The following is an 11820-nucleotide window of genomic DNA, read 5'->3' as shown; positions in this document are numbered from 1 at the left end:
GTAGGTTCCCTTCGCGGGACGGTCAACCGGGCCGCACGGCAAGTGGGAGCTGCTCCAGCGATTGGTGTCTGAGGCGCCGACCCGCCCGCGAGGCGGTGGTCGGCGCGGCAACGGTGACGGGGCAGCGCTGGAGGCGATCGTGTTCGTGGCCACGTCGGGTGCACGTGGCAGCAGTTGTCGTCCGCCTCATTCGGGCCGTCGCATGCGGCAGCTCACCGCCGCTTCGCCGAGTGGTCGAAGGCCAGGGTGTGGGTGAAGCTGCACCGCCTCACTGCTCCTGGCTGTCTGAAGCCGATATCGCAGTCGACTCTGGACAGAGCCTGCTCGATCTCGGCGACACTCGCCGAGCCCATCAGCTCATCCGCGAGGGCCAGGCCTCCTGCCGCACAGCCGAGACAAGACCCGTGGCATCTCCTACGCCTACGAGGCCAGGAGCCATCTCGACCTCGGCGAACCCGAGCTCGCCGCCACATCCGCGCTGGAATCGCCGAACCTCGCTGAGCGGATCGGCGCTCCCCGTTGTGTACAGCTCGTACGCGAACTCCTACCGAGATTTGATGCCCACCCGACGGCACAGGGAGTTTCCGAGATCCTGGCACGCAGGGCAGCGTGACTTGTCGATAGCGGGCAGCGCCCCGGCCGAGGGACGTTCAACAGGACGCAGTCAATGGCCCTCTGCGGGAACGCCATTGGCTACGGGCGCCTGCAAGCCCGGCATCCGGACAGCGGCCCGCCTCATCAGGAAGAAATGATTCCCCCACGACTGAGGCAGGGTCGATGTCCTCGAAGGGCACGAAGCCAAACACGTCGATGGTCCGCTTCGTGGGCAAGGGCAGGTGTGCGAGGTCGTCCTCCGTAAGCGGCACCACGCGCCCGTCTGCCAGGGCAGATCCCCTGCCGCCCTTTTCGTGGGGGACCTCTCGGTTCTCGGCCGTGCAGAAGCGGCGATGCTCGATGCGGCTGCCATCGGCGACATGGATCTCGTGGAGGCGCACGAGATCTCCGCGGCGGCCGCGTACAGCCTGATCGGCACAGTGACAAGCCCGAACTGGATCATCCCCGACCACATGGCCTTCATACATCCAGAGTGGTTCGCCAGCAGATCGTACGCATCCTCGGCTCGGACTCGGCAGGCTCTGCGGCGGGAGGGCGGGCCAAGGTCTCGGCCCGCCCCCGCGAGGTCAGTCGCCGGCCGGAGTGCCCGTCACCTTCAGGTGACGGACGCGGCCCGCGTTGTCGAAGGATCCGAAGCCCACCCGGCCCGAGGCGAAGACCGGGTCGGTGGCCGTGATCAGGGGGTTGGGGCTGCCGTCCAGGTAGACGGCGGTCTCACCGGTGTCGGCGCAGTGGGTGAGGCGCACCTTGTGCCACCCGGCGTCCTTGATCGCCGGAGGTGCGCCGAAGGTTCCGTTCCACTGGTCGTCGATGCGCAGTCGGTCGGCGTCGTTGACCGTGAACATACCGTTGTGCGGGTAGATGGTGTTGTCGCTCGACAGGTGCGCGTACTGGTATCGGGTGTCCGACTGGTAGTCCCAGATGAGAATGACGTCACGGTTGGTGATCTCGACGGGGGTGTCGATCCGAACCTCAGCCTCGACGGTGACGGAGGAGTAGCGCGGGCCCGCGGTCAGGACGGCGTACTCGAAGGGGCGCCGCGGTCCCGGGTGGGCGACGCCCGGCTCGGTCATGATCGTCTCGCGTTCGGTGTACGCCCACTTGGCCGGGGTGACCGGCGCCCAGTTGTCGGGGCCGGTGGTGTGGGTGGTGGGCGTGTTGCCGATCTCGCAGTCGGCGAAGGTGCGGGTCCCGGTCACCTTCCAGACCTTGCCGTTGGCCTTCGAGACGATGTACAAGCCGCCGCCGCGGTCGGAGCCGAAGCGCAGGTCGACACGTTGGTCACCGGCGAGGTCGCGCATGGTGACCGTCTTCCCGGTCGACTTGTCGAACAGCATCAGCTGCTCGAGCGGCGCGAGGTCGGCGCCTCGGCGCATGTCGCGGGTGTCCGCGGCCAGGATCCGGCCGTCCACGAGGTCGCCGAAGATGTACTTTCCGCGCAATGCCGGCGCGTCCTTGCCGCGGTAGACGGAGCCTCCGGCGATGGCGCGGCCCACGTCGGAGCGGCAGTTCCAGTCGGGTCCCGGGTCGTGGTCGTAGGCGGCGACCGGGTAGGTGTAGCCGTACTGGGCGTCGTCGGCGGGGAGGGGGAGGATGCGGGCGCACGGGTCGGTGGCCTTCTTGTCGAATGCGAAGGGGCCCTCGCGCTCGCTCCAGCCGAAGTTGTCCCCGGCCTTGACCTCGTACACCGACTCGATGGCGTGCTCGCCTATGTGGCCGAGATACATACGGTGGCTGCCGCCCGCGTCCCAGCTGAAGCGGTGCGGGTCCCGCATGCCTATGGCGTAGATCTCCCCAAGGGCACCGGGCTCACCGACGAACGGGTTGGACGCGGGGATGCCGTACCGGCCGTTCGCGCTGTCGCGGCCCGTGGGATCGATCCGCAGAAGTTTGCCGTGCGGGAGCGCCAGGTTCTGCGGCTCGCTGTTGCCGACGCCCTGCCCTCCGTCGCCCACCGCCAGGTAGAGGAGGCCGTAGTCCTCGTCGTGGGGCTTAGCCGTCGGGTTGAAGTCGATCTGCTGAATGCCGTGGACCTGGCCGGTGAAAGCGATACGCAGCACCTCGCGATGGGTGCCGTGGAAGACGGCCGCGGAGGGATCGTCGGCGGTCCACTCGGTAATAACGCCGTGATAGGCGGGCGTGCCGGCCTGCCGGAAGTCGGGGGTCTCGGTGGCCTGCGACGCGAGCTCGGTGTGGATGGTGTAGAAGCGCCCGTTCGTGCCGAACTCCGGGTGGAACGCGGCGTACCCGAAGCCCTGGCCGAGGCCGCGGCCCGAGAAGAAGTGCGGGAATGCGGCCTTGACGTCCAGGTAGGGGTGCGGGGTGCCGCCGGAAGCGCTGGTCGCGGTGCCGGGGTCGGTGAGGTACAGGGTGCCGTTGAGGTCGGGAGTCGCCATCCGGCCGGAGCCGTCGGGGAGTTCATTGATGGTGTTGATCCGGGCGTGGCGCATCAGGCGCGGATCCGTTGGTGCTGGAACGGGTTCCGACTTGGGGAATTGCGCGAACTCCTCCAGGACGAGGCCCGTCGTGGACTGGACGGGCTTCTGTGGAATGGGGTCGGTCAGGGCGGCTGTCGCCGCGGCGGGCTCGTCTGCGTGGGAAGGGGCGGCGAGACCGCCCAGGGCGAGGGCTGCACTGACGGCCACGGCCGCCCAGTTCCTTCGATGTGTATGTCGTGACGCCATGCGGGTCCCTTCGTGGTGGCCGCGACAAGTAGGGAAAAAGATCCAGGACCGGAACGGTCAGGGGCTCTGCGTCATGCGCTGGTACTCCGCCGCCACCGCTCCGGCCGGCACCGGGCGGTCCAGGAACAGGAGGTCGTCCACGCGGCAGTCGCAGGCGTTGTTCTCCCGGGTGTTCTGGGGGAAGCTGCCGCCGATCTTGATGCCGCGGGGATCGGTGGGCGAGGCGCGGTGGGGCGCCGGCGTGGTGGCGAGTTCCCAGGGGTCGCCCGGCGTGACGTAGAAGCCGTCCAGGGGCTTGCCGTCGCGGTAGAGCGCGAGGGTGCCGTCGCGGAAGTCGAATGTCGCGGCCAGATGGACCCATTCACCGCGGGGCAGCAGTTCTTCCCACGGGGCCTCGGCGGCGAAAGTCTGGGAGGCGCCGCTGTCCAGGCGTCTCCCCAGCGCGACCAGCTTCAACTCGCCGTTTACTTGGATGAGTTCGAGCAGCGCACGCACCGCGTGACCGTCGGAGGTTCCGGACAGTACGCCGGCCAGTCCGATCGCGTTGTAACGGTCGCTCGGGTTGGGCGTGTTGGAGTTGAGGGCGGGATTGTCGCCCGTCATCTTGAACCAGCCCATGACGGTGGCACCGCGGGCACTGCGGAAGGCCCGGAGGGACGACATGCCCTCGGCGTCCCAGGCCCCGGCCTTCCAGTCGTCGTTGCCCGCGGTGGCCGGGTTCTGCTGGCGCACCTGCAGGGCGGGCGAAGCACCCGGGTACGCTTCGTCGGCCACGCGCATCGCGGAGCCGCCGTTGATCAGGCTGAGCGTGGTGCCGGAGCGTCCGATGTCCTGCTCGCGACCGGGGTCGGCGGGGTCCGGGTGTCCGAAGTCGTACGCCGCCACAGCCTGGGCTCGCAGCGAAGTGGGGGCGGTTGAGGGGCGGGCCGCCTGGGCCGGAAACGTGGCGGCGGCAAGCGAGGCGGTTGCGGCGAGCGCGGCGACGGCGAGTGAGTAGCGTCTGGTGCGGGGCGGTGACATACAGCCTCCCAGCGGCGGTGAAGGGGCATTAGGCCGGGTTGTCCCGACTCATAGAAAGCGCTTTCGTCCGCGTGCACGAACCATGTAACCTCTTCGCCGCGCCCAGGACAATGGGCGTGTACTCGCCAATTTTTGAGCGCCGTTCGGCGGCGGCGCGGACCTCCCGGTCGTGGGCCGCTCCTACAGCATCAGAAGCCGGTGCCGTCACCGCTGCCGACCAGGCCGGCATCCCCCCGATCGTGCGTACCCGCATCATCAGCTCTGTCCCGCTCTGCGCCGCTGCCAGCATGGCCGTCGCGTGCGCGCCGACCGACAGCACCAAGTCCACAGACACGAGCAGCTCGTCGACCGCATCCGCAGACAGCACGCCGACGAAGGACAACAAGCCAGTCGGCGCTGCGGCCAAGAAGGCGAGCAGGAGTTGCCCGGCGGGCTCGCCTACGAGCAGAAGGCGGACGGAAACCGGGCCGTCGTCTTCGCCCGCCCTGGCCGGGTGTGCATCCAGTCCCGCAACGGCGCCGACCTCACCGGCGCCTTTCCCGACATCGCCCAGGCCGCCGACGCCCTCGGCCAGAACCTCGTGTTGGACGGCGAACTCGTCGTGCCCCACCACGGCCGCCTCGACTTCGCCGAGCTGCAGGCCCGCGCCCGCCGCCGCGGCCGAATCGCCCGCGCGGTCGCCACCACCCGGCCCGCCTTCCTCGTCACCTTCGACGTCCTCGAGGCCGCGGGCACGCAGCTCCTGGGCCAGCCGTACAGGGAGCGGCGCGGACTCCTGGAGCAGCTCTTCGCCGGCGGCATCTTGGCCGCGCCGTTCACGCCGTGTCCGGCCACCACCGACCGGGCCGCGGCCGAGGAGTGGATGGCCCCGGAGTGGGGCGCAGCAGGGATCGAGGGCGTGGTCGTCAAAGGGCTCGCCCAGCCCTACCGGCCAGGCAAACGCGATTGGATCAAGGTACGTGCCCGCACCACCACCGAAGCGACCGTCGCCGGAATCACCGGCCCGGCCAGCTCGCCCACCACGCTGCTCCTCGCCCGCTACGACACCGAGCAACGGCTGCACATGGTCGCCCGCACCACCCTCCTGCGCGGCCCCGCGCGACAGGAGCTGGCCCGCCGCATCCACCCCGCCAACCCGGACCACCCATGGATCGGGCGCCGCTTCCCCGCTCGCTGGGGCACCACGAAGACCTCACCTATACGCCCGTCCGGCCCGAGCTGGTCGCGGAAGTCCTCGCCGACACCGCACTGGACGCCGGCGTCTACCGGCACCCCGTCCGCTACCTCCGCCTCCGCGACGACCTGCCCGTGGACCAGCTCCCCCTCTTCGAGGAGTGAGCGTCAGTGCTCCCACACGTCCGAGCCGCCGCCCCGCCACTCGACCCGTTGTGGAGCCCCGACGTACACCGCGTCTGTGTCGTCGATCCCTGCCCGAGCGAGGAACGCCGCCAGGTCGGGCAGCGAGTACGCCGTGCCCAGGATCTGCCCGTCGACGCGCACCTGCCGGCCGCCTGTCTCGGACGGCGGGTACACGACGACGCGCGCAGCGGCCATGCCCCCAGCCTCCGGGCACGGGCCGGTGCCGCGCACCCGGCGGGAGCCCCTGTATGTGCTTGCCCAGGCCGCAACTGAGGATCAACCGTCTGGAGGCGGAGTTCGAGGCAACCGGGAGTGAGATCGAGACGGTTGCGCGCGAGGTGATCGCTGAGGACTTCTGGTTTGTCGCGTCGGCATACGGGTTCACGGACGCGGATGTAGAGGAACTGATCGCCACCCGGGACTGGTGAGCGTCCCGCGCGTTACTGCGCAGCACGCGCCCTCAAGGGCAGGGATCGGGGGCCTGGCCGTGGCTAATTGTGTCGATTGCGGCTGTGCACCGGCAGAGTGGCAAGCGCAAGCAGAATGGCAAGTGCGAGCAGCAGGATCGCCTCGGGCACGGGCTGCTCGGCGCGCCAGAGCTGGACTGCCAACCCGATCCAGGGGACGCGCAACCGTGCTACGCCTTGGAGCGCCGTGGGCCGGATCGGGGTGGAGTCCGGTGTGGAGTTGGCGTCACCTTTGGTGATCAGGTCGTTGTTGGGAAGTACCTGGTAGACCCGATGGGTGAGCAGCTGGCCAGGTCGGGTGGGGTCCTGGGCCAGCACGATTTGACCCACCGCCGGTGTGCGGTTGCGCGGTGGTGGCTGGTAGAGGACGACGTCGCCCGGCATGAGGGCGGGACGCATGGAGCCGGACTGCACCACGCCCGCTGTCCAGCCCAGCGCCACCACGGGCAATTGCGCCCACAACAGCAGCCCAACCAGCGAACCGAGCAGGGTACGTGAGGTGACCGAGGTGACCACGCGGATCGGGTGCGGGGTGCCCTTGACCACGGGTTGGCAGGGCGCGCTGGCGGCTGGGTCACTTGGGAGAGTCACTTGTGTTCCCGCGCTTCCCAGGTGAACGTCACCTCGTTAGTGGCCACGCTTTGCGCGCTGTTGGGTGCGCTCCGGCTGAACTTCCACGCAAAACGGAAGCTCAGCGAGTTGGGTGGCTTGCCGGGCAGGGTCCAGGGACCCAGGCCGGTGCGGAAGTCGGTGTACAGGGCGACGAACTGGTCCAGGGTGCCGTCGAACGCCGTCTTGTGCGGAGTGAAGCCGTTGCAGTCGCCGAAGGTGCCGCCGCTGCCTACCTCAATTTTGAGGTTGATGAAGGATTGGAAGTTGCTGGGCCAGTTCGGTGAGTTGCTGTACAGCTTGAGCGCGGTGGGGAAGTCAGCGTTCGACTCGATCCTGATGCAGTTGGAGCCTGTGTCGCCGGGTCGCATGTTGTCGATGCGGAACATGGGCACCTTGCTGTCGTTGGCCAGCCCCAGCGAGCCAGACTCCCACGTGTTGCCGCTGTTGCTGGTGGTCCCACTCCAGTCGGCGTTTGTGGCACTCCAGACCAGCGCACCGCTGAGCAGTAACCCGAGCGGAATGGGCACCACCTGTGCCAGCACGCGCAGCCAGGGACGCCCCATCGCCCACTCCGTTCAATTCGATCACTCTTGCACATAATGGCCCATTCTGTCCCACCTGTAGTGGTGCCGCTCCGTGTAGCGATCCGGGCTGATGAAGCTCGGGCCTGCCCGAGCGGGCGTTCCTGGCCTACCTGGGCCCTGGCCCGAGGCAGGCGTCATTGACCCCACCCATCTCGCCCCGGCCCACTACGGCCGACCGGCTACCGGGCCCGCATCTACCCGCAATCCCCGACCCGGGCGCGCTGCTCCTCGTGCGGGGAGCCGGCGGTCGCCACCCGGATCGTCGACGTGCCCCGCCTGGGCCTGCGATGGCACGACTCCTGCCGCGACTGCATGGTCGCCGGATTCAAGCTCGAGCGGCCGTAGCGTGGGAACCGTGGACCCCGGGCGCTACCGCCACACGCTGACCACCACCGCCGGCCGCCGGGTCGTGCGCGGCTGGTGGGACGACCGCACCCTGGCGGACGGCAAGTTCGTCAGCTGGGTGGGCGAGTACGGCGCCCTGCCGGACGCTCACGTGACCCTCGTCGACGAGCAGGACGGCACCGTTTTGGCGACCTGGCCGGACGAGTCGGAGCCGTCTTAAGACGATCACAGATGACACGGTCCCTGCGACTTGCCCGGCTACGCTCGCGCGGGAGGAGCAATGCTCAAGACCTGTGGATCGGCCTCGGGAGGGGTGCCTCGCGGAACGTGGAGGGCGTACCTTCCCGAGTGATCGATTGATGGTCACCGAGTAGACCCGCGTTGCACCGCGAGTTGGGAAGGCACGCCCGTGCTCAGCGTAGTCAACAACGACGGAACCACCGAGAGCGGATCCCTGATGGACGACCTCGTCCGCGAGGGTGCCCGACGGATGCTCGCCGCGGCTCTGGCGATGGTGTTCAAGCTCGTCGAGTCCGCCCAGGCCCGCTGGCGCGCGATCACGGCCCCCAAGCTCGTCGCCCTCGTCCGCGCCGGAGCACGCTTCGAGAACGGTCACCTCGTCGAACGCTCCGAAGCGAGGGCCGCCTGATGACATCGCGAGACGAGCGCCGCTACCCCAAGCTCCTGCGGGTTCCCCGGGTGCCAGACGACGCCTGGTTGTCCCAGCCCCAGGCCGCTCGCCAACTGGGCATCGCCCTGTTTCGCATCGGCGTACTCATCGCCTGCGGCCACCTGACGCCCGCGGAGAACTCGGCCGGGAGGGCAGGCGTCACGATCACCAGCGTGCAGGTGGAGAAGACCTGGCGCGACAGCGCCACATACCGCGCAAAAACCCTTCGTCTCCTCAAGGACACGATCGGCTTCTTCTAATCACCCAGTCCACAGGTCTTGACGATTACTCGCGCGGGAGCGCCCCGCAGCGCGTGGCTGCGGGGCGCTTAGTGGGTTTTAGTCGACCGTCTGCCCGTCGTGCGTGCCGCCCCTGCAGGTCCCGGTATGGGGCACCTTCGGGTTCGACCAATCGACCGTACCGCCGCCGTCCGTGCACTCACCCGGGGTGAGGGCGGCGCCGCCCTGACTCGGGGCGAGGGTGGCGGCGGTGGCGGTGGCGGCACCTGTGAGGCCGAGTCCGGTGAGGGCTGCCGTGGCGATGACGGCGGCGAGGATTCGTCGAATGCGCATTCGGTTCCCCTTTCACGGATTGCCTTGATTGGGGCACTAATCAGCTTGACGTTCATCCATGCGAGTGGCACGTCATGTTGGGCCGTTCGGGTGACATTGCTGTCAGGTGCGGGGTCGGTGACGCGACCCGTCAGACAGGCCCCAGTGGGCGGTGCTACGCGTGGCCACCTCGCGGTCCCGTTCACAAGACGGGCATACGAACGGCCCCCGCCTCGACCCGCGAGACGGGGGCGCTCCGGTTGCGGCTACGGCCGCCACTCCTCGCGGTACCCCGGCCGGTTCGCGTACGGCAAGGCGAGCAGGCGTACAACGGGGGCCATCTGTTCGGCGGTCTCGATCAGCGCGCTCTCTTGCCGATGCAGCCCAGAGAGCTCGTCCGGCTTCGTGTAGATCACCTCGCGCATCCGGGCGCGCAACGCCGAGCGGTCATCAACAGAGGACGCGTACAGATCGAGGATGCGTCGCTTGGCGTCGACCTCGGCCAGCGCCCGCGCCGGGCGGTGCTCCATGATCTGGCGCTCGTCCGCCGCCATCTCGGGATCGAAGGTCTCGATACGCGTGAAGACGTTGCTCAGCTCGGCATCAGCCGCCTGCGCGATCCGCTCGTCCTCGTCGAACTGGGCGCGCAGCCACTGCACGAGATCGTCCACCGCTACCCCTCGACCTTCGGCTTCCTGCCGCGCTCGCCAGCCTCGATCTGCTGCACCCGCGCCAGCGAGATCCCGAGCACCTCAGCGATCTTCCGGTACCTGACGTTCTGCGCACGCATCGCCACGACCGCCTCCTGCCGGATGTCCCGCAGACGCGAACCCAGCGGGGGCCACTCCGCGAGCAGCCGACCCGCACGCTTCGCCCGCTCGGCTGGGTCCTCCAGCGCTTCCAGCGAGTCGACGACGTCCGTCACGATCCGCACCTCCTGCTCGCCATCCGGCTGATCGGCCACGGCCGCTCCCTTCCCTCTCGGGAGCACCAACGCTTGCCACCGTATAGCGCCCGCACAGCCCTCACTCGGCCCGCAACTGCAACCTGTGCGCCAGCCTCCACCACCCCGGCCTCGCCCGGCAGGGCCGCGCGCTCACCGCGCACTTCGCCGAGCACCCGTTCCCCCGGCAGGCGGTCACCCGATGAGCAGCCGCGATTTCACGCCGAAGCCCAGCAAGATCCTCGCCGAGCCCGCCACCGTGCAGGCTTGCGCCGCCGACCGCGCCCAGCGCGACCAGACCGGCGAGGCCGTCACCCAGCGCGGCACCGTCTCCGCCTCGGCCCAGGACGGCACCCCGCCCACCACCGGAGGCCACTGATGGGTATCCGCGACTTCGTCCGCAGCCTTCGACCGGGCGACGACCGCGCGTTGGCCGCCGAGCAGTACGCAGGCCGCGAGTCCGCTTCGGACCGGGCCGCCCGGCTGCGGCGCGAGCGGCACCGCAGCAAGTGCGCCCAGCGCGCCGCCCGCCAGGGCCAGACGTGGGAGGACAAGGACCGCGCCAAGGACCGCAAGGGCTGCCAGCGGATTACGTACTGAGGCAAGGCCACATGACCACCGCAACCACGTTCACCCTGCGCCGCCCCACTCTTGGGGCAGCGCGGGTGACACCGACCGGGCGACACGGGCCGCACGTGCCGGGACCGCCAACGCGGCCACTCCGCGCGCCAGCTCCAAGACCGTGCGTCGTTCGATCACGAGACCCAGAGCGGATGCGGCGCGTTGTTCTTCGTGTTCACCCTCTCGGCCTATGCCACCCTCGGTCTGGTGCTCTCATGACGACCTCTAACGAGACCACGCTCACCCTGCGCCGCCCCACCATGGGCGCGGCGCGGGTGATCGCGCTCATCCCCGCCCGCAACGAATCCGCCCGCATCGCCACCGCCATCGATGGCCTGCACGCCCAGACCCGCGTCCCGGACGAGATCATCGCGGTGACGAACAACTGCACCGACTGCATGGCGACCGCGATCGCCGCGCGGGACGCCGGCGCCGCAGTTCTCGACCTCCACGGCGTTCGCGGGAAGAAGGCCGGCGCGCTCAACGCCGCCCTCGACGACGTCCTGCCCGAGCTCGACGACCAGGACCTGATCCTGATTCAGGATGCCGACACCATCCTCACCCCTGGGTTCGTCGAGTCGGCTGGGGCCGCGATGCGGCGGAAGGTCGGCGCGGTCGGAGGCGTGTTCTACGGCGAGCCCGGCGGGGGGCTGCTCGGCCAGCTGCAGCGCATGGAGTTCCAGCGGTACGCATGGGAGATCCACCGCAACGGCGACCGGGCCGTCGTCCTCACCGGCACCGCCACCCTCTTTCGGGTGCGGGTGCTGCGGGAGATCAAGGCCGCGCGCCTGGCCGGACGTCTGCCGGGCGGCAGCTCCTACTACACCACCGCGTCCCTCACCGAGGACGACGAGATCACCAAGGCCGTCAAGACGCTCGGGTATCGGACGATGAGCCCGGCTGGGTGCGCCGTGACCACCGAGGTCATGGCCACGCTGCCGAAGCTGTGGGCGCAGCGTCTGCGCTGGCAGCGCGGCGCCCTGGAGAACCTGCGCACGTACGGGCTGACGAGAGTCACGGCCCCGTACTTCGGCAAGCAGATCATGCAGGGCGTCGGGGCGCTCGCGTTCGCCCTCTACCTCGCGTTCGTCGCCCTGCAGCTCGCCTACCTCGGCCGTCTCGGCGTGTCCTCGTTCTGGACCGCGATCGGCGCCGTCTTCGTCGTCGAGAAAGTCGTGTCCGTGTGGTCCGCCGGCTGGCGCTCCCGCCTCCTCGCCGCGCTGCTCGTCGTCGAGCTCGCCTACGACCTCTTCCAGCACGCCGTGTACTTCCGCGCCCTGGCCGATCTGGTCCTTCGGCGCGAGGAGCAGTGGGCCACGACATGACCGCGGGCCCACACCCCCAACCCC

Annotated in this window: 15 protein-coding genes and 4 pseudogenes; 10 read left to right on the top strand and 9 right to left on the bottom strand. The window is 69.3% G+C overall.

The window, feature by feature from the left end:
* Positions 1–49: 49 nt before the first annotated feature.
* Positions 50–270 (top strand): annotated as a pseudogene (locus BZY54_RS52680) (transposase); the annotation flags it as partial.
* Between the two features lie 380 nt (positions 271–650).
* Here the strand turns inward: BZY54_RS52680 and BZY54_RS55245 are convergent.
* From BZY54_RS55245 to BZY54_RS01820, 3 genes are all read right to left on the bottom strand, one after another.
* Positions 651–1082 (bottom strand): Ku protein, encoded by a 432-nt coding sequence (locus tag BZY54_RS55245; protein WP_107419648.1) that lies wholly within the window; start codon positions 1080–1082, stop codon positions 651–653.
* A gap of 99 nt (positions 1083–1181) precedes the next feature.
* Positions 1182–3260, bottom strand: coding sequence for a PQQ-dependent sugar dehydrogenase (locus tag BZY54_RS01825; RefSeq protein ID WP_244216907.1), 2079 nt, complete (start codon positions 3258–3260; stop codon positions 1182–1184).
* A gap of 96 nt (positions 3261–3356) precedes the next feature.
* Complete coding sequence (locus BZY54_RS01820; protein WP_086722557.1) at positions 3357–4319, bottom strand: LamG domain-containing protein; 963 nt, start codon at positions 4317–4319, stop codon at positions 3357–3359.
* Positions 4320–4488: 169 nt separating this feature from the next.
* Between BZY54_RS01820 and BZY54_RS52675 the strand changes: the two are divergent.
* Positions 4489–5217: pseudogene (locus BZY54_RS52675) on the top strand (ATP-dependent DNA ligase); the annotation flags it as partial.
* 248 nt (positions 5218–5465) lie between these two features.
* Complete coding sequence (locus tag BZY54_RS52670) at positions 5466–5657, top strand: hypothetical protein (RefSeq protein WP_244216906.1); 192 nt, start codon at positions 5466–5468, stop codon at positions 5655–5657.
* A 3-nt stretch (positions 5658–5660) separates the two neighbouring features.
* Here the strand turns inward: BZY54_RS52670 and BZY54_RS01805 are convergent, their stop codons facing one another.
* The gene (locus BZY54_RS01805) at positions 5661–5873 is read right to left on the bottom strand and encodes a hypothetical protein (RefSeq protein WP_086722555.1); all 213 of its coding nucleotides are present in this window, start codon (positions 5871–5873) and stop codon (positions 5661–5663) included.
* 49 nt (positions 5874–5922) lie between these two features.
* On the opposite strand from BZY54_RS01805, the pseudogene BZY54_RS01800 reads away from it, so the two are divergent.
* Positions 5923–6106: pseudogene (locus tag BZY54_RS01800) on the top strand (DUF5713 family protein); the annotation flags it as partial.
* Between the two features lie 63 nt (positions 6107–6169).
* Here BZY54_RS01800 and BZY54_RS01795 read toward each other — a convergent pair.
* Positions 6170–6691 (bottom strand): signal peptidase I, encoded by a 522-nt coding sequence (locus BZY54_RS01795; protein WP_158103792.1) that lies wholly within the window; start codon positions 6689–6691, stop codon positions 6170–6172.
* 41 nt (positions 6692–6732) lie between these two features.
* Complete coding sequence (locus tag BZY54_RS01790) at positions 6733–7320, bottom strand: hypothetical protein (RefSeq protein WP_086722553.1); 588 nt, start codon at positions 7318–7320, stop codon at positions 6733–6735.
* 376 nt (positions 7321–7696) lie between these two features.
* Between BZY54_RS01790 and BZY54_RS01785 the strand changes: the two genes are divergently transcribed.
* The 3 genes and pseudogenes from BZY54_RS01785 (at position 7697) to BZY54_RS01775 (ending at position 8616) form a co-directional block, all read left to right on the top strand.
* Positions 7697–7906: a hypothetical protein gene (locus BZY54_RS01785; protein WP_143667975.1), complete on the top strand. Its 210-nt coding sequence runs from the start codon at positions 7697–7699 to the stop codon at positions 7904–7906.
* A 276-nt stretch (positions 7907–8182) separates the two neighbouring features.
* Positions 8183–8335, top strand: a pseudogene (locus tag BZY54_RS52665) (IS256 family transposase); the annotation flags it as partial.
* Complete coding sequence (locus BZY54_RS01775) at positions 8335–8616, top strand: DNA-binding protein (RefSeq protein ID WP_086722550.1); 282 nt, start codon at positions 8335–8337, stop codon at positions 8614–8616. The pseudogene BZY54_RS52665 and the gene BZY54_RS01775, both read left to right, overlap by 1 nt.
* A 78-nt stretch (positions 8617–8694) precedes the next feature.
* Here BZY54_RS01775 and BZY54_RS01770 read toward each other — a convergent pair whose 3' ends face one another.
* The 3 genes from BZY54_RS01770 to BZY54_RS01760 all read right to left on the bottom strand — a co-directional run bounded on the left by BZY54_RS01770 (position 8695) and on the right by BZY54_RS01760 (position 9871).
* Complete coding sequence (locus BZY54_RS01770; protein ID WP_086722549.1) at positions 8695–8928, bottom strand: hypothetical protein; 234 nt, start codon at positions 8926–8928, stop codon at positions 8695–8697.
* A 245-nt stretch (positions 8929–9173) separates the two neighbouring features.
* A complete protein-coding gene (locus BZY54_RS01765) occupies positions 9174–9578 on the bottom strand; it encodes a DUF6221 family protein (protein ID WP_086722548.1) in 405 nt (134 codons plus the stop codon).
* A gap of 2 nt (positions 9579–9580) precedes the next feature.
* Positions 9581–9871, bottom strand: coding sequence for a hypothetical protein (locus BZY54_RS01760; protein WP_086722547.1), 291 nt, complete (start codon positions 9869–9871; stop codon positions 9581–9583).
* A 181-nt stretch (positions 9872–10052) separates the two neighbouring features.
* Here BZY54_RS01760 and BZY54_RS50690 point away from each other — a divergent pair, with 181 nt between their 5' ends.
* The 3 genes from BZY54_RS50690 to BZY54_RS01750 all read left to right on the top strand — a co-directional run bounded on the left by BZY54_RS50690 (position 10053) and on the right by BZY54_RS01750 (position 11796).
* Complete coding sequence (locus BZY54_RS50690) at positions 10053–10229, top strand: hypothetical protein (RefSeq protein WP_158103791.1); 177 nt, start codon at positions 10053–10055, stop codon at positions 10227–10229.
* Positions 10229–10450, top strand: coding sequence for a hypothetical protein (locus BZY54_RS01755; RefSeq protein WP_086722546.1), 222 nt, complete (start codon positions 10229–10231; stop codon positions 10448–10450). The genes BZY54_RS50690 and BZY54_RS01755 overlap by 1 nt, the downstream gene beginning before the upstream one ends.
* Before the next feature lie 236 nt (positions 10451–10686).
* Complete coding sequence (locus BZY54_RS01750) at positions 10687–11796, top strand: glycosyltransferase family 2 protein (RefSeq protein WP_244216905.1); 1110 nt, start codon at positions 10687–10689, stop codon at positions 11794–11796.
* The last annotated feature ends 24 nt before the right edge of the window (positions 11797–11820 follow it).

This window comes from Streptomyces carpinensis, from assembly GCF_002154505.1.
Taxonomy (GTDB): domain Bacteria; phylum Actinomycetota; class Actinomycetes; order Streptomycetales; family Streptomycetaceae; genus Streptomyces; species Streptomyces carpinensis.
This window is presented reverse-complemented; position numbering and strand designations above follow the sequence as displayed.